Source organism: Rhizobium sp. Leaf262, assembly GCF_001422245.1.
Taxonomy (GTDB): domain Bacteria; phylum Pseudomonadota; class Alphaproteobacteria; order Rhizobiales; family Rhizobiaceae; genus Agrobacterium.
This window is the reverse complement of record NZ_LMMM01000018.1, coordinates 311700-337508: the sequence shown is the minus strand read 5'-3', so window position 1 is coordinate 337508 and position 25809 is coordinate 311700. Positions and strand designations below refer to the sequence as shown.

Below are 25809 nucleotides of genomic sequence, written 5' to 3'. Positions count from 1 at the left end.
TGCTGCCGCCATTGATCTGCTACAGCGGGCCGTCATTTCGGAGTTGAGAACCCATGCTGCGCCTGTCGGACAATCCTGCTCTATCGGTCGATGATGCCGAGCCGACCCTGGCGGAACCTGCCGAGACCCCTGTCGGCCTCGTCGATATTCTGCAAGCGCTGGCGGGCGATGAAAGCCGTGCGCGCATCTCCGTCGGTGATCTTCTGTCTGCCATGGGTGATCGCGCCTTCGGGGCGTTGATGCTGGTTTTTGCGCTGCCCAATATCGTGCCCACACCGCCCGGCACGTCGGCCATAACGGGCACGCCTCTCGTCTTTCTCGCCGCCCAGCTTTTCGCGGGCAAAAGCCCGTGGCTGCCGCGCGTCATTGCGGATCGTTCGCTGGCACGGGAGGATTTTGCCCGTGTCGCGCAAAAGATCGTGCCTGTCTTGCTATGGGTGCAAAAGTTGCTGCGCCCACGCATGGAAGGCTTGCTGTCAACGGTTTTCGAGCGGGTGATCGGCCTCATCTGTCTGCTGCTCGCCGTCATTCTGGCTCTGCCCATTCCGCTCGGCAATATCCTGCCCGCCATCGCAATCTGTTGTTTTTCCTTTGCCCTTCTGGAACGCGATGGCCTGTTTGCGCTGTTGGGCGGCGTCCTCTCAGTCATCTCGGTGGCCATCGTCAGTGGCGTGATCTACGGCATCACAAAGGCTGCATTTTATTTCGTTATCGGACCATTGTTGGGTTGAGCTTGCCTTGCCGCGTTTGACATGGGCGTTGAAAAAATGTCAGCACAGTGGGGATGATGACGTAAGGGCAGGCATATGGCCAGACGATCCGAGACAGGTGGACGGCTAGACGACGCGGCGCGGGCCGGGTGGCTCTATTATGTTGCCGGTCGCACGCAGGATGAGATCGCCAGCGCCATGGGCATCTCCCGCCAGTCGGCGCAGCGCCTCGTGTCATTGGCCGTTGCCGAACGTCTGATCAAGGTCCGGCTCGATCACCCCATTGCCGCCTGCCTCGAAAAAAGCGAGGCACTGCGGGAGCGGTTTTCGCTGAAATACGTGGAAGTCGTGCCGAGCGATCCGGCGGGTGTGTCCTCCACCGTCGGCATTGCCGAGGCCGGGGCTGCGGAAATCGAACGCTGGCTGCGCAAGACCGACCCCATTGTGCTGGCCATCGGTACGGGCCGAACGCTAAAAGCGGCGGTCGATCAATTGCCGCCGATGGAATGCCCGCAACATCGCATCGTTTCGCTCACCGGCAATATCGGGCCGGATGGGTCTGCGGCCTATTACAACGTTATCTTCTCGATGGCCGATGCCATCAAGGCCCGGCATTTCCCCATGCCTTTGCCGGTTCTCTGTTCGTCCGCGGAAGAACGGGAATTGCTGCATGAGCAGTCCATGGTGCGCTCCACGCTGGCACTGGGTGCTGCTGCCAATGTCACCTTCGTCGGCGTGGGCCAATTGGCAGAGAACGCGCCGCTCTGCGTTGATGGTTTCCTTGAGGTTCAGGAGATGCGCGACCTCATTGCCAAGGGTGGTGCGGGTGAGATTTGTGGCTGGTCTTTTGATCGCGACGGCCAGTTTCTCGACACGCCGATCAATGATCGCGTCGCGTCCGTTCCCCTGCCGCCACGCGAGACAAGCACGGTCATCGGCATTGCCCAGGGCAAGCAAAAATCATCTGCCATTCTCGCTGCGTTGCGTGGCGGGCTGCTCAACGGTGTCATCACCGACGAGGCTTCGGCCGAATATTTGCTCAGAGATTGAGCAGAAATATCGCCTTTATTTCAGTATGTTAGCTATTCCTTGTGCATCGCAGCGCAGGTAGGTGCTTGACTTCTATCTCCCAAAAGTGAGTAATTGCCCTAGAGCAAAGCGAATGCTCACAAACTTCTTCTGGGAGGAAGATCATGACTTTGAAGACACTTCTGCTGGGCGCGTGCTCGGCTCTCGCCTTTTCGGGCCTCGCTTCCGCAGAAACGCTGACCATCGCCACCGTCAACAACGGCGATATGATCCGCATGCAGGGACTGACATCCGAATTCACCGCCAAAAACCCCGATATCAAGGTTGAATGGGTCACGCTGGAAGAAAACGTCCTGCGCGAACGCGTCACCACCGATATCGCCACCAATGGCGGCCAGTACGACATCATGACAATCGGCAACTATGAAGTTCCGATCTGGGCCAAGCAGGGCTGGCTTTTGCCGCTCGAAAAGCTCGGCGATAACTATGATGTCGCTGACATGCTGCCCTCGATCAAGGGTGGTTTGACGGTCGATGGCAAGCTTTATGCCGCACCGTTCTACGGCGAATCCGCCATGATCATGTATCGCAAGGACCTGTTTGAAAAAGCTGGTCTGAAGATGCCGGAAAACCCGACATGGGAATTCATTGGTGACGCTGCCCGCAAGATCACCGATCGCAAGGCCGACATCAACGGCATGTGCCTTCGTGGCAAGGCCGGCTGGGGCGAAAACATGGCCTTCATCACGGCCCTCACCAACTCCTTTGGTGGCCGCTGGTTCGATGAAAACTGGAAGCCCCAGTTCGATCAGCCGGAATGGAAAAACGCCCTTCAGTTCTACGTTGACCTCATGAAGGATGCCGGTCCGTCCGGTGCTTCCTCCAACGGCTTCAACGAAAACCTGACGCTGTTCCAGCAGGGCAAATGCGGCATGTGGATTGATGCCACGGTTGCTGCTTCCTTCGTGTCGAACCCGAAGGACAGCAAGGTTGCCGACAAGGTTGGATACGCGCTGTTCCCGACGCATGGTGAACTGAAGAACCATGGCAACTGGCTCTGGTCCTGGAACCTCGCCATTCCGAAGAGCTCGCAGAAGGCCGATGCCGCTGAAAAGTTCATCGCCTGGGCAACCAGCAAGGACTACACGCAGCTCGTCGCTTCCAAGGAAGGCTGGGCCAACGTTCCTCCGGGCACGCGTACTTCGCTCTACAAGAACGCGGACTACGAAAAGGCGGCGGGCTTTGCAGCACCGACGCTGGCTGCCATGAACGCGGCTGATATCACCAAGCCAACGGTGAAGCCGGTGCCTTACACAGGCGGTCAGTTCGTGGCCATTCCTGAGTTCCAGTCGCTCGGCACCACGGTCGGTCAGCTGTTCTCGGCGGTTGTTGCCGGTCAGTCCAGCGTCGATGACGCCTTGGCCAGCGCACAGTCCACAACCACGCGTGAAATGACGCGCTCGGGATACATCAAGTAATCCTCCCAAAGAACCGCCGTCCGGCCCCGATGGCCGGGCGGCTTCTTTGCCAGACAATTCGTTTCTTTAAGCGTCGTTACCCAATCAGAATAAGAAAATGCCAAGCGTTTCCGTGCCCTTGAGAGGCATGGTCCGGAATTGGGAGGGAGCCTCATGGCTACGCAAAACACCAAGAACCTGGCGCGGATCATGATGGCGCCTTCGGTCATCCTGCTTCTGGTCTGGATGATCGTGCCATTGTCGATGACGCTGTGGTATTCGTTTCAGAATTACAATCTGCTGAACCCGGCCAATGTCAGCTTTGCTGGCCTGTTCAATTATCAGTATTTCTACACCGACCCGGCCTTCTTCCAGTCCATCTGGAATACGCTCGTCATCGTCGGCGGCGTGCTGATGATCACCGTTATCGGCGGCATCGGCATTGCGCTGTTGCTGGACCAGCCCATTTTCGGGCAGGGCATCGTGCGCATTCTGGTCATCTCGCCCTTCTTCGTCATGCCGCCGGTTGCGGCTCTCGTCTGGAAGAACATGATCATGCATCCCGGCTACGGGGTGCTGGCGGACCTATCAAGGTTCTTCGGATTTCAGCCCATCGACTGGTTTTCACAGTTTCCGTTGCTATCCATCGTCATCATCGTGGCCTGGCAGTGGCTGCCTTTCGCGACACTCATCCTGCTGACGGCGCTTCAGTCGCTGGATGGCGAGCAGAAGGAAGCCGCCGAGATGGATGGCGCGAGCTTCTTCAGCCGCTTCATCTATCTGACGCTGCCGCATCTGGCGCGTGCCATCACTGTCGTCATTCTCATCCAGACGATCTTCCTGCTCGGCGTCTACGCGGAAATCCTCGTCACCACCAATGGTGGCCCGGGTTACGCCTCGACCAATCTCGCCTTCCTCATCTATCGCACGGCACTGCTGGGCTATGATGTGGGTGGAGCGTCCGCCGGTGGCATCATCGCCGTCATCCTTGCAAACGTCGTCGCCATCTTCCTGATGCGCGCCGTCGGCAAGAACCTTGATCGATAGGAGACAGGATCATGGCTCGTAAAGTCTCGACACGCTCCAAAATCGGCTTCACCATTGCCGCCTGGGTCATCGCCCTGCTGCTGTTCTTCCCGATCCTCTATGCCTTCGTCACATCGTTGAAGACGGAGCCGGAAGCGATTGCGGGCTTCAGCCTCTGGCCATCGGGCACGTTTGAAAACTACATCACGGTCAACACGCAGCGTGATTACTTCAAGCCGTTCATGAACTCGGTCATCCTCTCGGTCGGCTCCACCATCGTGGCACTTCTCATCGCGATACCTGCGGCCTGGGCCATGGCGTTTTCGCCCACCAAGCGCACCAAGGATATTCTGATGTGGATGCTCTCCACCAAGATGATGCCTGCGGTGGCGGTGCTGGTGCCGATTTACCTCATCTTCCGCAATGCCGGTCTGCTCGATACGCGCATCGGCCTCACCATCATGCTCACCTTCATCAATCTGCCGATCGTGGTGTGGATGCTCTACACATACTTCCGGGAAATTCCGGGTGAAATTCTTGAGGCGTCCCGCATGGATGGCGCGTCGCTGTGGAACGAGATCGTCTATGTGCTGACGCCGATGGCGATCCCCGGCATTGCCTCGACGCTTCTCCTCAACATCATTCTGGCGTGGAACGAATCCTTCTGGACCATTCGTCTCACCACCACCAATGCCGCGCCGCTGACGGCCTTCATCGCCTCCTTCTCCAGCCCGCAGGGTCTGTTCTGGGCGAAGCTATCTGCCGCTTCGATGATGGCGATTGCGCCGATCCTCGTGCTTGGCTGGTTCTCCCAGAAACAACTCGTTCGCGGCCTGACCTTCGGCGCGGTGAAATAAGGAATAAGAAAATGGGCAGCATTTCCCTTAGAAAAGTTTCCAAGGTCTTTGGTGAAGCCAAGGTCATTCCCTCCATCGATCTCGATATCGAAGATGGTGAGTTCGTGGTGTTCGTCGGCCCGTCCGGCTGCGGCAAGTCAACGCTCCTGCGCCTCATCGCAGGTCTCGAGGATGTCACCGGCGGTCAGATCATCATCGACGGCAAGGATGTGAGCGAAAAGGCACCGGCAGAACGCGGCCTTGCCATGGTGTTCCAGTCCTATGCGCTTTATCCGCATATGAGCGTGCGCAACAATATCGGCTTTCCCTTGAAAATGGCCAAGCTCGACAAGGCCGTCATCGACAAGAAGGTCAATGATGCCGCAAGCGTTCTGAACCTCACCGATTATCTTGACCGTCGCCCCTCGCAGCTTTCGGGCGGCCAGCGCCAGCGTGTTGCCATCGGCCGCGCCATCGTGCGCGAACCCTCGGCGTTTCTGTTCGATGAGCCGTTGTCGAACCTCGATGCTTCCTTGCGCGGCACCATGCGTCTCGAAATCTCCGAGCTGCACAATACGCTCAAGACCACGATGATCTACGTCACCCACGATCAGGTGGAAGCCATGACCATGGCCGACAAGATCGTCGTGCTCAATCGCGGCAATATCGAGCAGGTCGGCTCCCCGATGGAGCTTTACAAGACGCCACGCAATCTCTTCGTCGCAGGCTTCATCGGCTCGCCGCGCATGAACTTCGTCAAAGGTGCTTACGCTCAAGCCAAGGGTGCCGACACGGTCGGCGTTCGCCCGGAACATCTGCTGCTGTCCAAGGACAGCGGTGTTTGGAAGGGCACGGTCGCGGTTGCCGAACATCTCGGCTCCGACACCTTCATCCACATCAATGTCGATGAGATCGGGATGATTACTGCCCGTGCCGGTGGCGAGTTTGCGTGTCAGCATGGCGATACCGTCTTCATCACGCCGGATGACAGCAAAATCCACAAGTTCGATAGAAAGGGTCTCGCCATCTAAGCGCCAGACCGCATCGCCGCATGGCTGGCCGCATCAGCGACGAGCCATAGCGATGGCTCCATGACAGGAAATTCGAGGATCGTCTCATGACATCAAAACTCTCGCTCGCAACGCTCGATCAGGTCAAGGCAACGGCATCCGTTCCGTCCTATTCGCGTGCCGACCTTTCTGCCGGTATCGTGCATTTCGGCGTGGGCAATTTCCATCGCGCCCATCAGGCGATCTATCTGGACGACCTGTTCAACACCGGTGCCGATCATGATTGGGCGATCATCGGCGCAGGCGTTTTGCCATCTGACACCGTCATGCGCGAGAAGCTTGCGGCGCAGGATTTCCTGACGACAGTGGTGGAGCAGGACAACAACCGCACCGGCGCACGCGTTACCGCCCCGATGATCGACATTCTCAAGATAGGCGACACCGCAGCCACCATCGAAACACTGTCCGATCCGAAAATCCGCATCGTCTCGATGACGATCACCGAAGGCGGTTACTTCATCGATGCGTCAGGCAAATTCAATCCGCAGCACCCGGCCATTGCCGAAGACGGCAAGAACCCGGCAGCACCCAAGACGGTTTTTGGCTTCATCGTGGCTGGCCTGAAAGCCCGCAAAGACAAGGGCATCCAGCCCTTTACCGTCATGTCCTGCGATAATATTCCCCACAATGGCAAGGTCACAAAAAACGCCGTGGTTGGGCTCGCAGCACTCTCTGATCCGGCCTTTGCCAACTGGATCAGCGACAACGTTTCCTTCCCCAATTCCATGGTGGACCGCATTACGCCTGCGACCGGTGACCGCGAGCGCGATATTGCCCGCGACGATTTCGGCATTGACGACAATTGGCCGGTCTTTTGCGAAGAGTTCAAGCAGTGGGTGATGGAAGACAATTTCCCCGCTGGCCGTCCTGCGCTGGAAAAGGTCGGTGTGCAGTTCGTGCCGGAAGTTGCGCCTTACGAGCATATGAAAATCCGCATCCTCAATGGCGGCCATGCGGCGATTGCCTATCCGGCAGCGCTTCTCGACATCCACTTCGTGCATGAGGCGATGGAGCATCCGCTGATCCGTGCCTTTCTCGCCAAGCTGGAGAAGGAAGAGATCATCCCGATCATTCCGCCGGTGCCGAATACGGATCTCAACGAATATTTCGATCTCATCGAGCGGCGTTTCCTCAACCCCAAGATCGGCGACACCATTCCGCGTCTGGCGCAGGATGGCTCCAACCGCCAGCCGAAATTCATCCTGCCTTCGACGGCAGATCGTCTTGAAAAGGGCGACGACATCGTCGGTCTCTCGCTGGTCTCGGCGCTGTGGTGCCGTTACTTCCACGGCACCTCCGATAGCGGCGCGAAGATCGTTTTCAACGATGCCAGCGCCGAGCGCCTTCAGGCCGCCGCCATAAAGGCGAAGGAAGATCCGATGGCGTTTCTGGCGCTGGACGATATCTTTGGCGAGGTCGCCAAATCGGAACTCTTCCGCACACGCTTCGCCCATGCCTTGAAGACGTTGTGGGAGAAGGGTACAGCCGAGACACTCGAACTTTACCTGCAAAACAAACTCGTCAGCTGAAAAGAGATGTGTCATGCAAACCGGGAACGCGCCTTTGCTGATCTTTGATTGCGACGGCGTTCTCGTGGATAGCGAGCCGGTTTCCATTGCTGTGCTGATCGACATGGTCGCCCATCAGGGCGTCCAGATCACCGAAGAGGAAGCCTATCAGCGCTTCCTCGGTCGCAGCGTCGCCAGCATGACCGCGACGCTCTGGGACGAGTATGGTGTCGAGACCGATATCGATTTTCTTGAGCATATGCGCAGCGAACTCTTTCAGCGTTTTCGCGATGAGTTGAAAGCAATAGACGGCATGGCCGAGACGCTGGATCGCCTTTCGGTGCCGCGCTGCGTCGCATCCTCCAGTCAGCCGGAGCGCATCCGCTATTCTCTCGGCCTCACCGGCCTGCTGGAGAAATTCGAACCTCATATTTTCAGCGCGACGATGGTGAAAAACGGCAAGCCTGCGCCGGATCTTTTCCTGCATGCCGCAGGACAGATGCAGGTAGAGCCGAGGGATTGCATCGTCATCGAAGACAGCCCCGCCGGAATTGCCGCGGCCAAGGCGGCAGGAATGCGCGTCTTTGCTTTCACCGGCGGCTCGCACGCCCGTTTCCCTGCATTTCGTGACCATATTGCCAGCCTGAAACCCGATCTGGTGTTTGACGCCATGCCGGATTTGGTCCAACTTGTGGAGGACCACAAGATACGCGGCAGTTTTGGAACGAAGGCTGATTGACGTGCGCATCCACATCTACTCCCCCCTCATTCCTGTGCTTGTCACAGGAATCCAGCCAGCCCAAGTCTTTGGGCTGAAAGGACTCTTTCCGCCGCGCAGACGCGCGTCGACTGGATTCCTGTCACAAAGACAGGAATGAGGGGCATGCGTCAACATCTTGTTGCTGTCGATGTCGGCACGGGCAGCGCTCGCGCTGGCGTTTTCGATGCGGGCGGCAGGCTGATTGCGCGCGCAACCCACCCCATCATCATGCAAAGGCCGAGGGAAAACCACGCCGAGCATGATTCCGCCGATATCTGGAACGCCGTCTGCATCGCCGTGCGCAAGACCATGGCTGACGCCGGTATTGTGGCATCCTCCGTCGCCGCCATTGGTTTCGACGCCACCTGTTCGCTGGTCGTGCGTGGTCCGCAGGGCGAGCAGATCACCGTCTCCACCACGGGTGAAGGCCGCTTCGATACCATCGTCTGGCTCGACCACCGTGCCATCGCAGAAGCAGACTTTCTGAGCACCTCCGGCCATCCGGTGCTGGATTTTGCAGGTGGATCGATCTCGCCTGAAATGCAGATGCCCAAGCTGATGTGGTTGAAGAAACATCTGCCGGCAAGCTGGGCCAAGGCCGGATATTTCTTTGATCTCGCCGACTTCCTGACATGGAAGGCCAGCGGTAGCGCAAAGCGTTCCAACTGCACGCTCACGGCCAAATGGAATTTTCTGGCGCATGAAGGGCAGGGCTGGAGCCAGGATTATCTCGACATAGCCGGTGTCGGTGATCTCCTGGAGCGCGGCAACCTCCCCAAAGACACAGTCGAGCCCGGCCAGAGCGTCGGCAAGCTTTCGGCGCAGGCCGCCGAGGAATTGGGCTTAGACACCGGCTGCGAAGTCGCTGCAGGCATGATCGATGCCTATGCGGGTGCGTTGGGCGCCCTCGGTGGCAGTCTGCAATCGGATGTCGGCAGCAATGTCGCGCTCATCGCCGGAACCTCCAGCTGCCTCGTCACGCTGACGCCGAAGATGATGCCCGGCCACAGTCTCTGGGGTCCCTACTGGCAGGCCATCCTACCCGGCCACTGGCTGGTGGAAGGTGGACAATCGGCCACCGGCGCGCTTCTGGACCACGTTGTGCAGATGCATGCGGCGGGCGGTGAGCCGACATCGTCGCTCCATGCCCGTATTGTCGAGCGTGTGCTGGCATTGAGGGAGACCGAGGGCGAGGGCTTTGCCGATCATCTGCATGTTCTTCCCGACTTTCATGGAAACCGCTCGCCACTGGCCGATCCGCATGCGCGCGGCGTCATCAGCGGGCTGACGCTGGATACGTCCTTCGACAGCCTCTGCCGTCTCTACTGGCGCACTGCCGTCTCCATTGCGCTCGGCGCACGCCATGTGCTGGATGCGATGGAAGGTTTCGGCTACCGGGTGGATACGCTGCACGTGACCGGTGGCCATGTGCGCAATCCGCTTCTGATGGAGCTCTATGCAGATGTGACGGGAAAGCGCATCGTGGTGCCTGCCACGGCAGATGCCGTGCTTCTCGGCACGGCCATGAATGCGGCCTCTGCGGGCGGTGTTCATGCGGGATTGGCGGCTGCCGGTGCGGCGATGTATTCCGGCGGGCAAGAGAGGCGTTCCGACAATGCCAAGGGCCGCTATGACCGCGATTACCGGCGATTTCTGGCGATGTACCGGCACCGCGAGGAACTGGCTCAGCTTTGAACTTATGTCACGCAACTGTCATGTGACGGTGATAGAAAAATGGAGCGGCTGTTAACCGCTCCATCAAGCTCAGGCATTCAAAGCCCGCTGCATGTCACCAATGCGGCGGTACCGGTCTCTGCGTCCGGTTTCGCTTTTCTGAGAAAGAGAATGCAGCATGAACTCGGTGATAGCCACCAGTTGCAACATGCTGTGCCCACCGTTCTGGCCCAGTGGAATGGTGAGGCAGATGTCTGCACTGTCAGGACCCCACTCGTAGAAACGTGTGGTGATCAGAACCGTCTTGTAGCCAGCCTTCATGGCCATCTTGGCAAGACGCTGCAAGGCTGCAAGATTGCCGCCGCAGTCCATCAACACCAGTAGCGTGCCTTCCACCGGTTCATCCATGAGAGCGATGTAGGTCGCGCCATCGCGCTGCAGATAATGCACGCGCTCGCGCGATTCCAGCAGCTTGGTGTAGAAGTACCGACAGATGCCGAAGCTTTCCGCAGACGAAGCGACGAACACCTCGCGGCTTTCGGCAATGCTGTTGAGCGCAGCTTTCCATACGGACTGCCCCGCCAGATCATAGACCGCCTGTACGGCCTGAATTTGCTGCAACATCAGCGAAGACAGCGGTGTCTGCGGCGCTTCCTGCGCGGCAGCCGGAGCCGCTTCAGGTACATGTGCCTCTTCGCGAAGATGCTCGCGAATGTCACTCAGTTGCCGGTAACCCAGCGACCGCAGGAAACGACCCACCGTCATCGGGCTCAGGCTGAGCTTTTCGGCCAGTGTCGCAGCTGTCTCGAATGGAAGTTCGGCCAGATGCTCGATAAGGTACTTCGCAATACGCCGTTCCGACGGTGTGCCGGTTTTCAGCGAGCGGGTGAGATCAATCAGCAATTTTTCCAACGACGCCTCGTTCTTCTTTTCTTTAGCGGACGATGGTGTTCAGGCGGTGTTTCCGCTGCCAATCGTGACGGCTAGGTTAACAGGCGAAGCGTCATCCCGTCGATCCCCACTCTACGAGAATGTACAACTTTTTGCCTGTTTGTTTTTATAGTTTAGTGGTTGCTTTTCTTCAAGCGCAAAATACGGGGTTGAAGTTTTTCTTTGGGGGAGTTGCGAGATTTCTTGTTAAGAGGAGCGCAGACCCCTATTTGCCACTCACTCGGCAGCCCCTAAAATTGATGGTAAATCCGCCGAAATGGAGGCAGATCATGATTTTTCACGCCGCGCGGCATGCTTTTGGCAACCTTTTTGCGCCTGAAACACGATCGGCGTTCTGGAAAGTGCTCGGATTGACGATTCTGGTGCTGGTCGGCCTGTGGTTTGCCGTCCGGTCGGTGTTTCTCTGGCTTGCGCTGCCATGGATTGATTCGCTGTTTCCAGGCACTCCGGAATGGGCAGGCTGGATGGGCTTCATCTTTGCCATTCTTGCCGGTATCGGCCTTGCCCTTGCGCTTGCTTTGATGATTTCGCCCGTCACAGCCATCATTGCCGGTCTGTTTCTGGATGATGTCGCCGAAGTCATCGAGAAAAAGGACTACCCCGCCGACGGGCCGGGCACAGCCATGCCGCTCACCGAAGCCATCCCGTCTTCCATCAAGTTCTTCGGTATCGTCATTCTGGGCAACATCATCGCGCTGCTTCTTCTTCTGGTGCCGGGCGTCAATCTCATCGCGTTCTTTCTGGTCAACGGCTATCTGCTGGGACGGGAATTCTTCGAATTCGCAGCCATGCGGTTTCGCTCGCCTGCCGACGCGCGCGCCTTTCGCGCAAAACACGCCACGACGGTGTTCATGGCCGGTCTGGTGATTGCGGGCTTCCTCGCCATCCCCTTCCTCAACCTTCTGACACCGCTTTTTGCCGCGTCCTTCATGGTGCATCTGCACAAAGCGATCAGCCGTCGCGATCCGTCATTCACCCACCAGCTGAGCCGGTAGTTCCACCAGCGGGGCTGGAATATCCCAAGTCTTCTCCGGGGATTTGCAGATGTCGGCAATCACGCAGCGCTCGCATTCCGGCTTGCGCGCCTTGCAGCAATATCGTCCGTGGAGGATCAGCCAGTGATGTGCATGGAAAAGATATTCATCGGGAATGATCTTCACCAGCCGCTCTTCCACCTCGTCCGGGGTCTTCCCCGGTGCCAGACAGAGCCGGTTGGCGATGCGAAACACATGCGTATCGACCGCCAGCGTCGGAATGCCGAAAGCCATTGACATCACCACATTGGCGGTCTTGCGCCCCACGCCGGGCAGCTTGATCAGCTCTTCGCGCGTGCGCGGCACCTCGCCACCGAAATCATCGATCAGCATCTGTGAGAGCGCAATGACGTTCTTGGCCTTGTTGCGGTAAAGGCCGATGGTCTTGATATAGCCGATCAGCCGTTCCTCGCCCAAATCCAGCATCTTCTGCGGCGTATCGGCCACCGCAAACAGGCCGCGCGTTGCCCGGTTGACGCCGACATCGGTGGCCTGAGCGGATAGCGCCACGGCAACCACCAGCGTAAACGGGTTGGAATGTTCCAGCTCGCCCTTCGGCTCCGGTCGCTGGATGGAGAGGCGCCGGAAGATTTCTTTCAACTCGTCCTGTGAATAGAGCGTTTTGACGCGTACTGGCTTGCGACGCGCTGTCGCATTTGACTTTTTCAACGTTTGGGCGCTGGATCGTTTCTTGATGATTGTCATGGTCAAACTGTGTTTCGCGCTATTGAGGACAGCAAGGTGGACAGCGTTAACGAGCAGCCGGTTTTTGCAGCGGAACTTGTTCCCCATCGCTCCCTCGGACGCAAGGGGTTTTGCGTTCTTCTGGTGCTTACGGGTGCCGTCTGCCTTCTCTACGGCGTCTTTTTCATGGTCACCGGCGCATGGCCCATCGGCCTGTTTCTGGGGCTCGATTTCCTCCTGCTCTATATCGCCTTCCGCGTGAACTACCGGGCCGCAAAGGCACGGGAGGAAGTCACGGTGTCGCGCACCAATCTCTCCGTTCGCAAATTTTCTCCGGCGGGCCGCATGGTCGAGCATCGCTTCAACCCGTTCTGGGCACGCTTCCGCGTCAATCGGCACGAGGAAATCGGCATTCTCTCCATGTATGTCTCGGGCGAGGGGCGCATGACGGATATTGGCTCCTTCCTCAACCCGGATGATCGCGAAAGCTTCGCCAAGGCGTTTCGCGGGGCGCTGGCAACCGTGCGGCAAAGAATCTAGCTATAACAGGCAAGAAACGGGTGGAGATGGACGACGCGGCGTGGTTTCTTGCGTCTTCAAGGAGATACGCCATGAACGCCAATATCATGCTGAAGGAAGACATCACCCCCACAGGCTCGGACTATGAGACAGTGCGACGGGTCATCGAAATCCTGACGGTGGAGTACCGCGATCAGCCGTCGCTCGAAACCATCGCCGCCAAGCTCGACCAATCGCCGACGCAATTGCAGAAGACGTTTACCCGCTGGGCCGGTCTGTCTCCGAAAGCCTTCCTTCAGGCCGTGACGCTCGATCACGCCAAGCGCCTGCTGCGTGATGAAAGCCTGCCGCTTCTGGACGCTTCCATCGAGGTCGGCATGTCCGGGCCGGGCCGCCTTCACGATCTTTTCGTCACCCACGAAGCTATGTCACCGGGGGAATGGAAGGCCAAGGGCTCCGGCCTTTCCATCCGCTACGGCTTCCACCCGTCACCCTTCGGCCTGGCGCTGATCATGATCACGGAACGTGGTCTCGCCGGTTGTGCGTTTGCCGATCCCGGCGAGGAAAAAGCCTGTTTCGAAGATATGGCGCGGCGCTGGCCCAATGCCGATTACTCGGAAGACAGCGCCGCCACCGCGCCCTATGCGTCGCGCATTTTCGATGCGGACAAATGGAAAAGCGAACAGCCCCTGCGCGTCGTCCTGCTCGGCACGGATTTCCAGGTCCGAGTCTGGCAGAGCCTCTTGAAAATCCCGCTCGGCAAAGCCGTCACCTATTCGCATGTCGCCCACGACATCGGCCAACCCACCGCCTCGCGCGCCGTCGGCGCCGCCATCGGCGCCAACCCCATCTCCTTCGTCGTCCCCTGCCACCGCGCAGTGGGCAAAAGCGGCGCGCTGACCGGGTATCACTGGGGGCTGACGCGCAAGCGCGCGATGCTGGGGTGGGAGACGGGTAAGGTTTGATTAAACTGTGTGTTCCCTCATTCCTGTGCTTGTCACAGGAATCCAGCCCCCGCGCGTCTGCGCGGCGAAAGACTCTCCTCAGCCCAAAAACTTGGGCTGGCTAGATTCCTGTGACAAGCACAGGAATGAGGGAGGAGAGGCCGACTTTCTTTATGTCGCCACGCCTTCCCCCATCTCCAACAACGCCCGTGCCGCCGCCTCATCCGTAATCAGCGTATTGCACCCAATCCGCTTGATGGTAGCGCGGATGGCCGTGGCGCGGTGGGCGCCGCCGGAGGCCAGCACGATGTGTTTGGCTTTTTTCAGCGTGTCCAACCCAATCGCCATGGCGCGCTGGTTGATGGGGTGATCGACGGAGCGTCCCTCCGCATCGATGAAGTTGAACATGGTGTCACAGACGCAGCCTGCCGCTACCAATTCGTCATGGGTCTGTTTGGAAATGAAGCCTTCCGACAGCGATGTGGAGTGCGGCCCGATGTCGCCGCAGCTGACGATGGCGAGATCAAGACTTTCGGCCAGTTCGAACAGCGTGTTGAGCCCGCATTTTTCGATCAGGGCCTGGCGGGTTTCTTTTGAGTCCACCAAAAGCGGCGCGAGGAACATATAGCATTCCGCCCCCAGTGCGCTCGCCAGTCGCCATGTGTAATCCAGCGGGTTGGTCTGATGGACCGCCACAATGCCGCCCAGAAGCGAGACGACCTTGCAGTTTTCCCGGCGCGGCGGGCGGAAGCTGGAGAGAGATGCGGTCATGGTGCGGCCCCAGCCGACGCCGATGGTGGCATTGTCAGGCACGGCCTCCGAAAGAAACTGGCCGAGTGCCAGACCCACGGCCTTGGCGATGTCCTGCGCCTTCGATGATGCGGATGGAATGATGATCGCCTCATCCAGCCCGTAAGCGCCCTCAAGCTTGATTGCCAGTTCAACGAGGTCTTCGATGCCCTCATTGATCCAGATCTGCACTTCCGAGCGCTTCATCGCCTCATCCAGCAAGCGGATGACGGTGGAGCGGCTGATGCCGAGTTTCTCCGCCACATCCTTCTGCGTCATGCCCTGATTGTAATAGAGCCACGCGGCCCGCAGCCGCAGGGAGGCGGCTTCGGAATAGGCCGTGTGGGTGTCTCTTCGCAGTTTTGCCACTGTTTTCGCCATGCTTTCGTTGAGCGACGAGTATCGCTGTTGTGAAACTTATGTCAATTGCGTTGCGCAAATGTCTTGACTTTGCGTCTTGTGCGGCGCGATACTCGCAACACAGAAAACAACGGGTTCCAGCGTTGCGCATCCGCGCGGAACGGAACGCGGCTGAAGCAGTTTTCCAAAGATCAAGGATCAAATGGCATGACTTCCAAACTTGACCAACTTCGCAAGATCACTACGGTTGTTGCCGATACCGGCGATATCGAGGCGGTCGCACGCCTGAAGCCGGTGGATTGCACCACCAATCCGTCGATCATTTTGAAGGCGCTCGGCACGCCGATGTTTGCCGATACCGTAACGGAAGCCGTTTCCTGGGGTAAAAAGCAGGGCGGTGATTCCGATGCCGTGGTTGGCGCGATTGCCGACCGTCTGGCAATTTCCGTCGGTGCAAAGCTTGTCGAACTCGTTCCCGGCCGCGTCTCGACCGAAGTGGACGCCGACCTTTCGTTCGATACCAAGGCATCTGTTGCCAAGGCGCATCAGATCATCGCCGGTTACAAGGACCGTGGCATCGAGCGTGATCGTATTCTCATCAAGCTTGCCTCCACATGGGAAGGCATCAAAGCCGCCGAAGTGCTGCAGGCCGAAGGCATCGATTGCAATCTGACACTGCTCTTCTCGCAGGCGCAGGCCATCGCGTGTGCGGAAGCCAAAGCCTTCCTCATCTCGCCTTTCGTCGGTCGTATTCTCGATTGGTACAAGAAGTCCACGGGCGAAGACTACACGGCTGAAACCGATCCGGGCGTGGTTTCCGTTCGCAAGATTTACAATTATTACAAGGCCAACGGCATCTCCACCGTGGTGATGGGCGCGTCTTTCCGCAATGTCGGCGAGATCGAAGCGCTGGCCGGTTGCGACCGCCTGACCATCAGCCCGGCTCTGCTGGAAGAGCTGGACAAGGACACCGGTACGCTTGAGCGCAAGCTCTCTGCCGACGATGCCAAGGCCGAACCTTTGCAGTCTCTCGATGAGAAGACGTTCCGTTGGCACCTCAACGAAGATGCCATGGCAACGGAAAAGCTGTCGGAAGGTATTCGCCAGTTCGCCAAGGATCTGGAATCCCTGCGAGGCATCATTCGCAAGCAACTGGCCGCTTAAGATTTCTGGAACCTTAGCGATAGTAGGTCGTTATTAAAGTATAATACCTCCAGTCAAGAAAACGCGATCGGTCCCCTGCCGGTCGCGTTTTTTATTGTCCGGCTGCTACTTCAGAAATGTTGCGCGCTGCATCGCGAATGAGACCGACGCAATCTTCGGCGCTTGGTGCGTCGCTGTTGAGCGGCGTGATGTAGGGGCAGGTGATGGCAGCCAAGGCGGTGCCATCCAGTGTCAGAACCGGCGCGGAGATGTTTCGGATACCGGCAGTCTGCAGGCTGTTCATGCTTTCGAAGCCGTTCACTCTGAGCTGCTCCAGGCGCTCCAGCAATCCCGCAGGCAATGACGTCTCGCCGCCACCGCGCAACTGTTCGGCAATCATGATTTGGCGCTGCGCCTCCGTCTGGAAGGCCAGCAGAATGTGGCCCGAGCCGGTGTTGAACAGGCTCATCTGCGCTCCGACGCGGATCGACAGCGCCCAATAGGTGGACGAATCCTGCTGGGCGATCACCACGACGGCGCCGCGATCATACACCGCCAGATGGCAGGCCTGCCCGGCCTTGTTGGAAAACGCGCGCATGATGGGGGTGGCGAAGGACACCAGCCTGCGCAGCGGCGCGTGAAAATGCGCAAGTCCGAAGAGTTTCAGCGTCAGAAAAAACCGGTCGCCATCCTGTCTGTGCACATAGCCACGGCGGACCAGCCGGTCCAGCATCCGGTAGAATTCATTGGGGCTTTTGCCGATCGCCTTGGCGATTTCCACCTGCGTCAACCCGCCATCGGTGCTCGCCAGCAGCTCGATGATATCGAGCCCCTTGTCCAGCGCCGGTGCGCGATATCGTTCACTGTCATCTTCGGTCATCTGGCCTCTATAGCGATCCGCACGGCCGCGGGAAAGGGCGGTGATCCCGGTTCACTTGACGTTATATGAATAGACTGTTTACATATGAATTGTCGATCCATATTCGATTTTGACATGCGCCCTTCGGGCGGGGAGGAGCAGTACATGGCGCAGGATTTCACCGGCCGAACAGTGGTCATCACAGCAGCAGGGCAGGGCATCGGTCGGGCAACTGCCGAACGTTTCCTCGAACTCGGTGCACGTGTTATCGCCACCGATATCAACGAGGCGGCGCTCGCCACACTGACCAAGGCGGAAACGCGGGTTTTGAACGTGCTGGATGGAGACGCCGTCAAGGCTCTGGCGTCCGAAATCGGTCATGTCGACGTGCTGTTCAATTGCGCGGGCTTCGTTCATGCAGGCACGATTCTGGACTGTGAAGAGAAGGACTGGGACTTCTCCTTCGATCTCAACGCGAAGGCCATGTACCGTACATGCCGTGCCTTTCTTCCCGCCATGCTGGAAAAGGGCAGGGGCGTCATCGTCAATATGTCCTCTGTCGCTTCCAGCGTGAAAGGCGTGCCCAACCGCTTCGCCTACACCGCCTCGAAAGCCGCCGTCATCGGCCTCACGAAATCCATAGCGTCGGACTTCGTCACCAAGGGCATTCGCTGCAATGCCATCTGCCCCGGCACGGTCGACAGCCCTTCCCTGCATGACCGGTTGCGCGCCACCGGCAATTACGAGCAGGCGCTGGCCGATTTCATCGCCCGCCAACCCATGGGGCGCATCGCCAAGCCGGAGGAGGTCGCCGCATTGGTGACATATCTGGCATCTGACGAAGCGGGTTTCACGACCGGGCAGATCCATGTGATCGATGGCGGCTGGACGGCGTAAGCGCAGTTCTATTTCTCCGTCATTCCGGCCTTGAGCCGGAATCCAGTCAGCCCAAGTCCTTGGGCTGAAAAGACTCTTTTGACCGGACAGACGTCAGGTCGCTAGACCCCGTATCAAGTGCGGGGTGACGGAAGAGTAAAACACAAAAAAACGGCGGGCCATTGAGACCCGCCGCTTTCGTCAATCCATGTCGTTCTGTCAGAGGATAGCCTGGCCCGCCATCAGTGCAAGCACGACGAAGATCAGGAAGATGACCACGGCGATGAAGAACAGAATACGGGCGATGCCCGCTGTCGCCGCCGAAATTCCCGTAAAGCCGAAAACACCGGCGATCAGCGAGATAACGAAGAATATAAGAGCCCACTTCAACATGGCCGTACCTCTTTGCGTCAATTGATGCGATCGCGCGCCCACGCCAGCGACCTGCATCTATTGACGCGAAACAGGGCCGGGAAGTTCCGGGGTTTTTGAAATAATCTTTTCAATTGCGATCAATTGTCTTCAGGCAGATGCTTCCGCCCGGTTGTTTGCCCGTGCCTTGATGGTCGTGCGAATGAAAGCGACGATGAAGACCATGCTCATGATCAGCACGATGGTGGGTGCTGGCGCGCTGTCGATCAGGAAACTCACCCATATGCCCACTAGCGAGGCACCGACGGCAACGGCAGCGGCCACCATCATCATGCTGGAAAAGCGTCTCGTCAGCAGGAAGGCAATCGCGCCGGGTGCCACCAGCATGGCGACGGACAGAATGATGCCAATAGCCTGCAAGGCACCCACCACCGTCAGCGACAAGACCGCCAGCAGCCCGTAATGCAGCAACCGGACCGGCAGGCCGATGGCCTTGGCGTGCTGGGCATCGAAGGCGTGGACGAGCAGGTCTTTGCGCAGCAAAACTAAAAACAGCGTCGCGGCCAGCGCAATCAGACCGGTTTCGATGATGTCTCCCAGCGCAATGCCCAGCATGTCGCCGAAGAGAATATGGTCCAGATGCACGTCGCTTTGCACCTTCACATAGAGAACCAGACCCAGCCCGAACATGCCGGAAAAGACGATGCCCAGAACCGTATCTTCCTTGATGCGACTGTTTTCTTTCAGGAATCCGGTGCCGAGAGCGCAGATCATGCCCGCAACGAACGCCCCAATGGAGAAGGGAATGCCGACGATATAGGCGATGACGACGCCCGGCAGCACGGCGTGAGACACCGCATCGCCCATCAGCGACCACCCTTTCAGCACCAATATGCATGACAACATCGCCATCGGCACGGCAATCATCAGCGTGATGACGAAGGCATATTGCATGAAGGGCAGTTGGAACGGCAGGATGGCCAGTTGCAGGTTTTCGCTCATGGCGTGGTTTCCAATGCTGCCTTTGCCTTGGCGCGGGAGGCAAGATAGCCGTGCTTGGGCGCAAAAACGAAAGCGGTCAGAAAGATCAGCGTCTGCAACACCACGATAATGCCGCCGGTCGCGCCATCCAGGAAGTAGCTGAGATAAGCGCCGACGAAGCTGGTGCATGCGCCGATGCCGAAGCTCATGCCGATCAACCGTTCGAACCGGTCGGTCAGAAGATAGGCCGTCGCACCCGGTGTCACCACCATGGCAACCACCAGAAACGCGCCGACCGTCTGCAAGGCAGCAACGGTGGAGGCGGCCAGCAGGGTGAAGAAGATGATTTTCAGCAGATCGGGGTTGAGGCCAACGGTACGGGCGTGGTTCTCATCGAAAAACACCACCATGAAATCCCGCCACTTTACCGCCAGCACCAGCAGGCTGATGCCGCCGATCAGCGCCAGCTGGATCGTGTCTTCGGTGGTGATCGCCAGAATATTACCCAGTACGATGGTCTGGATGTTGATGGAGGTCGGCGACAGCGACACCATGAACAGGCCAAGGCCGAAAAACGATGTGAAGATCAGGCCGATAATGGCATCTTCCTTCAACCGGGTTTTCTGGTTCAGAAACAGCATCGAGCCCGCAGCCAGCCCGCCGGAAATGAAGGCACCCAGCGAAAAGGGCAGGCCCAGCATATAGGCACCCGCCACGCCGGGAACGATGGCGTGGGAGAGCGCATCGCCAATCAGCGACCAGCCCTTCAACATCAGATAGGACGACAGAAAACCGCAGACGCCACCCACCAGCGCACTGACCCAGATGGCGTTCAGCATGTAGGAATAGGTGAAAGGTTCGAGAAGAGTCTCAATCATGGCTCTTCGCTTTCGGGGTCGCGGTGGCCGTGCCATCCTTGCTATAGATCACGAAGGGACGCTCGTCGTCGGTAATGACTTTCAGGTGGCGCGGATCGGCATCGTCATGCAGGTCGGTTCCACCCAGAATGAAGTGGCGCAGACTGCCGCCAAAGGCTTTTTGCAGGTTCTCTTCGGTAAAGGTGTCTTCGGTCTTGCCTGACGCGATGACCGTTCCCTTCACGAAGACCGCGCGGTCGCAGAACTCCGGCACGCTGCCGAGATTGTGGGTGGAAACCAGCATGATGCGGCCTTCGTCACGTAGCGCCTTCAACAGCGCGACGATCTGCTCTTCGGTGTTCACATCGACGCCGGTGAACGGCTCGTCCAGCAGAATGACCTGACCTTCCTGCGCCAGCGCTCTCGCCAGAAACACCCGCTTTTTCTGCCCGCCGGAGAGTTCGCCGATCTGGCGCTTGCGGTAATCCACCATGTTGACGCGGGCCAGCGCCTCATCCACCATCTGGTGGTCGCGTTTGGTGGGAATGCGCAGGAAATTCATGTGGCCGTAGCGGCCCATCATCACCACGTCTTCCACCAGAACCGGAAAGCTCCAGTCCACCTCTTCGGCCTGCGGCACATAGGCGACAAGGTTTTTTTTCAGCGCATCGCGGGCGGGTTGGTCGAAGATGGAAACCGCACCCGCCGCCAGCGGCACGAAGCCCATGATGGCCTTGAAGATGGTGGATTTGCCCGCGCCGTTGACACCGACCAGGGCGGTAATCGTACCGCGTGGAATGGAAAAGCTGGCGCTGCGCAGGGCGGTATGGCCATTGCGATAGGTCACGGTCACATCATCGACCGTCAGCCCCGTTTCCGCGCCTTTTCGCTTTCCCATCATCATTTGGAGAGGCCTTTCACGATTGTTTCCGTTGTGACCCGCAGAAGGTCGAGATAGGTCGGTACTGGGCCGTCCGCTTCGCTCAGCGAATCCACATAGAGGACGCCGCCGTAAGCTGCTCCGGTTTCCTTCGCCACCTGCTTGGCCGGGTCGGCAGACACCGTGCTTTCGCTGAAGATGACCTTGATATTGTGCGCCCGCATGGCATCGATAACGCTGCGCACCTGCTGCGGCGTGCCCTGGCTATCGGCATTGACCGGCCACAGGAACAGCTCCTTCAAACCGAAATCGCGCGCCAGATAGGAGAAGGCGCCTTCGCTCGTCACCAGCCAGCGCTGGTCTTCCGGCAGGGCGGCGATGGCGTCGCGCATCGGCTGGATTTCCTGCCTGATCTTATCGGAATAGGCCTTGGCGTTGGCGGCATAAAGCGCGGCATGATCCGGGTCGATCTGCGTCAGGGCCTTGCGGATGTTTTCGACATAGATCAGCCCGTTATCCGGTGACATCCACGCATGCGGGTTGGGCTTGCCCTCATAGGCCCCGCCGCTGATCGACATCGGCACGACGCCCTCGCTCACGGTGATGTTCGGAACGCCGGACAGGTTAGCCAGAAACTTCTGGAACCACAACTCAAGATTGAGGCCATTTCCCAGGACGAGATCGGCATTGCGTGCTTTGAGAATGTCGCGCGGGGTAGGCTGGTAATTGTGAATCTCTGCGCCGGGCTTGGTGATGCTCTCCACCTCCGCCGCATCGCCTGCGACGTTGCGGGCCATATCAGCGATAATGGTGAAGGTCGTCACGACCTTCGGCTTTTCGGCAGCCGATGCGCCGAAAGGCAGAAAAAGTGCGGCAATACAAAGGATAAAGCGGTTTGCGGCTAATCTCATGATCGTATGAAACTCCTAATGCGATTAATTCGCAATATCAATCTGTCGTGCAAGATCACTTTTGTCAATGATATTGCAAATCATTCGCAAGAAACATCGCGCCTGCCTGTCCACTATTTTTTTGTGGAATCCAAAAATGGTTCAGTTCCCCATGTGGATTGTTTGTTCAGTTAAATCTTCTTCAACGAGAACACGTCAGAATTGACCGCTGTACGGGAGCAGTTTTTGCCGCCGCGCCGGAATCGTTTCGCAGTCCTGCTGCTATGGCGATTTGCGAATATCGGGTTTTACACGGGGTGGTGAATGTCGGGACTTTCGACGTGAAAGCAGTGTTCAAGAGAATACGGTTTTCTCGCAAGTTCGTATTGATCGGTAGTGGCGTCCTCCTTCTTGGGGGTGCGTCGGGCGTTGCCGCAATCATGGTCGGCAAGCAAAGCCTGTTCGGTGAAGCCCAGGCATCCGTCAACGGCCTCGAATGCAAGATGGTGCAAACCGTCAACGTCAAGAAAAACGGCGCCGTATGGATTCGCAAATTCATTCGCACGGAGGGCGGCGACGGTGCCGAGCGGATCAAGACCGCATTGCGCATCGCCAAAGCCGTCTACAACGAACAGAAGCCCGATCTGGTACAGATATCCATTCTCGACAAGAACGGCCCCACCATGCGTTCCGACATGCGGGGCAGGGCGGTTGCCGCTCAGGTCGTGTTCATTCCCGATGTCGCAAAACTACCTGCGGATGCGGATGCCAAGACCTATTCCGCATATTACTACGAAGGTGCACCGAGCGCCGAAGGCGTGTTCTACGGATTGCGGATCGACCTTCCTCTGGAGGATACGGAAAAGCTGGCGGCAAGCCTGACGGATTTCACGCCGTGCATCGACCCTGCTGCTGAGAGTGCACCGGCTGGCGGCCACGGTGCGGCCTCTTCGGGTCATGAAAAGACAGGCGGCGGTCATGGTGAAGCAGCGCCGAGTGAGGCGGGCCATGGCGGAGCCCCCGCAGCCGGTCACGATGGCGGCCACGGCGAACCTTCAGCGAAGGACGGTCATTCCGCACCCGACGATCCCCAACTTCTGACATCCGCCGCCGAGCATGACAGCGCAAGCATGTTCAGTTTTCCCTATCTGAAATCGCTGATCTTCGGCAAAGGTTCAACCACCGCCGTTGCAGCCGAGCCGGAGCACGGCTCTCCGGTCGCCGACGCAGGCCACGATGCGCCGCCCGCCGCCGAAGCGTCTCACTGAAGTATCGTAGAATTTCGAAGCGGGACTTCACGGGCCTCACGGGCTTCGTTCTGAACCCCTGCATCCAAGGGACGTGGGGTGAAGACCGTCGGCAAAGGTGTGAAGATCAAGATGCCTTCAACTGGCGGACAGGATGGTCCTGCTGGTCCAGCAATGTGAAAATCTGCTCTGGTTGAACTGGCTTTGAAAACAGATAACCCTGCAACTCGTCGCAGCCGCACAGCTGCAGGATGGCAGCCTGGTCTTCTGTTTCGATACCTTCTGCGGTCACGGGTATGCCGAGTGATTTGGCGAGCGCGATGGTCGCGGTCAGCATTTCAAGCGAGCGTCCGCCTTCGTCAAGCGCCACGACCAGCGACTTGTCGATCTTCATGCGATCGAAGCCGAACTGGCGCAGATAGCCGATGCTGGCAAATCCGGAGCCGAAGTCGTCGAGTGCGATGCTGACGCCGATCTGCTTGAGCTTGTCGATGGCGGTTGTCGCGCGCTCGGGATGGTGGATGAAATAACCTTCGGTCATTTCCAGCATGACGCGCTGTGGCGCAATATCATGATGTGTCAGGATCGACGCAACCTGACTGGCAAAAAGCGGGTTCCTGAACTGGACCGGCGAAATATTGACTGCAAGCTTGATCTGCGGCCAATCTTGGGCGGCCTTGCAGGCCTTGCGCAGAACAGACAGGCCCAGTTGGTCTATCAGACCGCTGCTTTCTGCCGCGGGAATGAAGACATCCGGAGAGACGGGCCCGTAGCCCGCGCGGTTCCAGCGGGCGAGCGCTTCCACCCCAGTGATACGACGTGTCAGCGTGTTGACAACCGGCTGGAACACGACCTTGATCTCGTCATGCTCGATGGCATATTTCAGATCTGCCTCAAGCTGGTTCTTCTCTTCGCGGCGGGTATCCATATAGGGCTCGTAGGACATGTAGCGCCCGCGCCCGTTTTCCTTGGCTTCGTACATGGCCATATCGGCGCGCCGCAAAAGCTCTTCGCCGTCGATGTCGCCTGCTTTTGCGACTGCGGTTCCGATGCTGCATCCGATAGAGGCGACGCGGTCGCCGATCATGAACGGCTCTGAAAACAGCGCCAGAAGATCGTCACAAAGCCGGCGTCCCTCCATACGTGCTTCGGGGCCTTCCAAAGCGATGGCGAATTCGTCACCGCCCAGACGGGCCAGCAGCCTGTCTGCCGCCAGAACCTGCAGGGCGGCGGCAACGCCCTTGATCAACAGGTCGCCCGCACCATGGCCGAAGGAATCGTTGACTTCCTTGAAGCCATCGAGATCGAGATAGATGAGCTTGACGTATGACCCCTCCTGCTGGGAGCGGCCGAGGAGCTGCTTCAAGCCGACAAAAAGGCCGGGCCGGTTTTTCAGTCCGCTCAGGCGATCGCGCAACAACTCGTGGCGGGCTGAGGCCTCGTCACTTTTCAGCTTTCTCAGTGCCGCGAAGCCGATGGCCAGCAGCGCCAGAAAGAACAGCAGGATGATGGCATTGGCAATCAACACGCGGGGGCGAACTTCCGCGAGGCTGATGTCGCCCGGCATCTGGGAGCGCCATGTCAGGTTGCCGAGCACCTCGCCAACGGGGTTTGTGATACTGACGAAATTGGTAGCACCGACATCGGCAGGCTGTAGGGCCAGTCCGTTGATCACATAGGTATGGGCAAGCTTGTCGACCTTTTCCGCAGTCAGATGGCGTGCGAAGATCAGATATCGTCTTTCGGTATCTGCCGCCTTCAGCTCACCTGACTTGTTGCGCACCAGTGCGACGCCGACTGCAGCGATGCCGTCCCGGGTCTTGATGAATCCGGAGGCTTCCGGCGCCAGTCCGGCAGGTGCGGACCGGGCTTTTTCAATGAGCCCTGAAAGTCCATCGCCGAAATATTCCGTGAGCGACCAGTCGACCGGCTTGCCGTCGCGATAGGCCATCAGCACGCGGTTTTCCATGTCGATGAGAACGGCAGTGTCGAAAAGCTCGCTATTGACGGTCATGTCGCCGTAATTGCTGGCAAGCCAGTCCATGCCATCGGGGGCATAGACATATTGGGCGGCATCATCCCAGGCGGCGTAATCGTTCAGCGTTGCATCGAGCTGTCGGATATAGGTGGTGATCGCGCCGGATGTCGTTTCCAGCGAGCGCTGTTCGTCCAGAGCATTGGTGTTTTCAGCGACATTGCGCAGCGCGGAAAGAATGAGGAGGGTCACGATGACGACGACGATCGCAACCGCAGACAAAACACCTGCCACCACGGTGCTTCGACCGATCGACAGTGTTCTGGCATTCCTAAGCGGCATGAGTCAGCATCTTTTTTTCCTCTAAGGGATGCATAT

At 58.4% G+C, this 25809-nt stretch carries 25 protein-coding genes; 15 read left to right on the top strand and 10 right to left on the bottom strand.

Annotated features, from left to right (window positions below):
* The first annotated feature begins 53 nt into the window (after positions 1-53).
* The 9 genes from ASF29_RS19055 (at position 54) to ASF29_RS19015 (ending at position 10091) form a co-directional block, all read left to right on the top strand.
* Complete coding sequence (locus ASF29_RS19055) at positions 54-731, top strand: exopolysaccharide biosynthesis protein (RefSeq protein ID WP_082453583.1); 678 nt, start codon at positions 54-56, stop codon at positions 729-731.
* Between the two features lie 75 nt (positions 732-806).
* Positions 807-1760: a sugar-binding transcriptional regulator gene (locus ASF29_RS19050; protein ID WP_062452214.1), complete on the top strand. Its 954-nt coding sequence runs from the start codon at positions 807-809 to the stop codon at positions 1758-1760.
* Between the two features lie 143 nt (positions 1761-1903).
* Complete coding sequence (locus ASF29_RS19045) at positions 1904-3217, top strand: sugar ABC transporter substrate-binding protein (protein WP_062452213.1); 1314 nt, start codon at positions 1904-1906, stop codon at positions 3215-3217.
* Between the two features lie 153 nt (positions 3218-3370).
* Positions 3371-4243: a sugar ABC transporter permease gene (locus tag ASF29_RS19040; protein WP_045228296.1), complete on the top strand. Its 873-nt coding sequence runs from the start codon at positions 3371-3373 to the stop codon at positions 4241-4243.
* A gap of 11 nt (positions 4244-4254) precedes the next feature.
* A complete protein-coding gene (locus ASF29_RS19035; RefSeq protein ID WP_062452212.1) occupies positions 4255-5079 on the top strand; it encodes a carbohydrate ABC transporter permease in 825 nt (274 codons plus the stop codon).
* 11 nt (positions 5080-5090) lie between these two features.
* Complete coding sequence (locus tag ASF29_RS19030; RefSeq protein ID WP_062452211.1) at positions 5091-6089, top strand: ABC transporter ATP-binding protein; 999 nt, start codon at positions 5091-5093, stop codon at positions 6087-6089.
* Positions 6090-6175: 86 nt separating this feature from the next.
* The gene (locus tag ASF29_RS19025; protein ID WP_062452210.1) at positions 6176-7657 is read left to right on the top strand and encodes a mannitol dehydrogenase family protein; all 1482 of its coding nucleotides are present in this window, start codon (positions 6176-6178) and stop codon (positions 7655-7657) included.
* 13 nt (positions 7658-7670) lie between these two features.
* Positions 7671-8375 (top strand): HAD family hydrolase, encoded by a 705-nt coding sequence (locus ASF29_RS19020; RefSeq protein WP_062452209.1) that lies wholly within the window; start codon positions 7671-7673, stop codon positions 8373-8375.
* Positions 8376-8519: 144 nt separating this feature from the next.
* Positions 8520-10091 carry an FGGY-family carbohydrate kinase gene (locus ASF29_RS19015; protein ID WP_062452208.1) on the top strand — a complete coding sequence of 524 codons (1572 nt, stop codon included), beginning with the start codon at positions 8520-8522 and terminating at the stop codon, positions 10089-10091.
* A gap of 69 nt (positions 10092-10160) precedes the next feature.
* Here ASF29_RS19015 and ASF29_RS19010 read toward each other — a convergent pair whose 3' ends face one another.
* Positions 10161-10982 (bottom strand): MurR/RpiR family transcriptional regulator, encoded by an 822-nt coding sequence (locus ASF29_RS19010; protein WP_200925553.1) that lies wholly within the window; start codon positions 10980-10982, stop codon positions 10161-10163.
* A 308-nt stretch (positions 10983-11290) separates the two neighbouring features.
* Between ASF29_RS19010 and ASF29_RS19005 the strand changes: the two genes are divergently transcribed.
* Positions 11291-12016, top strand: coding sequence for a sulfate transporter family protein (locus tag ASF29_RS19005; RefSeq protein WP_062452207.1), 726 nt, complete (start codon positions 11291-11293; stop codon positions 12014-12016).
* Here the strand turns inward: ASF29_RS19005 and nth are convergent.
* Complete coding sequence (gene nth, locus ASF29_RS19000) at positions 11990-12760, bottom strand: endonuclease III (RefSeq protein WP_062452206.1); 771 nt, start codon at positions 12758-12760, stop codon at positions 11990-11992. The genes ASF29_RS19005 and nth overlap by 27 nt on opposite strands.
* A gap of 21 nt (positions 12761-12781) precedes the next feature.
* On the opposite strand from nth, the gene ASF29_RS18995 reads away from it, so the two are divergent.
* Both ASF29_RS18995 and ASF29_RS18990 read left to right on the top strand, forming a co-directional pair.
* The gene (locus ASF29_RS18995) at positions 12782-13279 is read left to right on the top strand and encodes a DUF2244 domain-containing protein (RefSeq protein WP_062452413.1); all 498 of its coding nucleotides are present in this window, start codon (positions 12782-12784) and stop codon (positions 13277-13279) included.
* Positions 13280-13350: 71 nt separating this feature from the next.
* Positions 13351-14223, top strand: a complete 873-nt coding sequence (locus ASF29_RS18990; RefSeq protein WP_062452205.1) for a bifunctional helix-turn-helix domain-containing protein/methylated-DNA--[protein]-cysteine S-methyltransferase — start codon at positions 13351-13353, stop codon at positions 14221-14223.
* A 150-nt stretch (positions 14224-14373) separates the two neighbouring features.
* Here the strand turns inward: ASF29_RS18990 and ASF29_RS18985 are convergent, their stop codons facing one another.
* A complete protein-coding gene (locus ASF29_RS18985) occupies positions 14374-15360 on the bottom strand; it encodes a sugar-binding transcriptional regulator (RefSeq protein WP_062452412.1) in 987 nt (328 codons plus the stop codon).
* Between the two features lie 198 nt (positions 15361-15558).
* On the opposite strand from ASF29_RS18985, the gene tal reads away from it, so the two are divergent.
* Positions 15559-16515, top strand: a complete 957-nt coding sequence (tal, locus tag ASF29_RS18980; protein ID WP_062452411.1) for a transaldolase — start codon at positions 15559-15561, stop codon at positions 16513-16515.
* 91 nt (positions 16516-16606) lie between these two features.
* Here the strand turns inward: tal and ASF29_RS18975 are convergent, their stop codons facing one another.
* Complete coding sequence (locus tag ASF29_RS18975; protein ID WP_062452204.1) at positions 16607-17374, bottom strand: IclR family transcriptional regulator; 768 nt, start codon at positions 17372-17374, stop codon at positions 16607-16609.
* Between the two features lie 144 nt (positions 17375-17518).
* Between ASF29_RS18975 and ASF29_RS18970 the strand changes: the two genes are divergently transcribed.
* Positions 17519-18250: an SDR family oxidoreductase gene (locus tag ASF29_RS18970; protein WP_062452203.1), complete on the top strand. Its 732-nt coding sequence runs from the start codon at positions 17519-17521 to the stop codon at positions 18248-18250.
* Between the two features lie 198 nt (positions 18251-18448).
* Here the strand turns inward: ASF29_RS18970 and ASF29_RS18965 are convergent, their stop codons facing one another.
* The 5 genes from ASF29_RS18965 to ASF29_RS18945 all read right to left on the bottom strand — a co-directional run bounded on the left by ASF29_RS18965 (position 18449) and on the right by ASF29_RS18945 (position 22230).
* Positions 18449-18622 carry a DUF1328 domain-containing protein gene (locus tag ASF29_RS18965; RefSeq protein WP_082453627.1) on the bottom strand — a complete coding sequence of 58 codons (174 nt, stop codon included), beginning with the start codon at positions 18620-18622 and terminating at the stop codon, positions 18449-18451.
* 129 nt (positions 18623-18751) lie between these two features.
* On the bottom strand, positions 18752-19603 hold the full coding sequence (locus ASF29_RS18960) for a metal ABC transporter permease (protein ID WP_062452201.1): 852 nt from the start codon (positions 19601-19603) through the stop codon (positions 18752-18754).
* Positions 19600-20460: a metal ABC transporter permease gene (locus tag ASF29_RS18955; RefSeq protein WP_062452200.1), complete on the bottom strand. Its 861-nt coding sequence runs from the start codon at positions 20458-20460 to the stop codon at positions 19600-19602. The genes ASF29_RS18960 and ASF29_RS18955 overlap by 4 nt, the downstream gene beginning before the upstream one ends.
* Positions 20453-21337, bottom strand: a complete 885-nt coding sequence (locus tag ASF29_RS18950) for a manganese/iron ABC transporter ATP-binding protein (RefSeq protein ID WP_156462756.1) — start codon at positions 21335-21337, stop codon at positions 20453-20455. The genes ASF29_RS18955 and ASF29_RS18950 overlap by 8 nt, the downstream gene beginning before the upstream one ends.
* Positions 21338-21339: 2 nt before the next feature.
* Positions 21340-22230, bottom strand: coding sequence for a metal ABC transporter substrate-binding protein (locus ASF29_RS18945; RefSeq protein WP_062452198.1), 891 nt, complete (start codon positions 22228-22230; stop codon positions 21340-21342).
* 320 nt (positions 22231-22550) lie between these two features.
* Here ASF29_RS18945 and ASF29_RS18940 point away from each other — a divergent pair, with 320 nt between their 5' ends.
* Positions 22551-23477: a hypothetical protein gene (locus ASF29_RS18940; protein WP_244473595.1), complete on the top strand. Its 927-nt coding sequence runs from the start codon at positions 22551-22553 to the stop codon at positions 23475-23477.
* A 106-nt stretch (positions 23478-23583) separates the two neighbouring features.
* Here the strand turns inward: ASF29_RS18940 and ASF29_RS18935 are convergent, their stop codons facing one another.
* Entirely contained in the window at positions 23584-25773 is a 2190-nt protein-coding gene (locus tag ASF29_RS18935) for a bifunctional diguanylate cyclase/phosphodiesterase (protein WP_062452196.1), read from the bottom strand.
* Between the last annotated feature and the right edge of the window lie 36 nt (positions 25774-25809).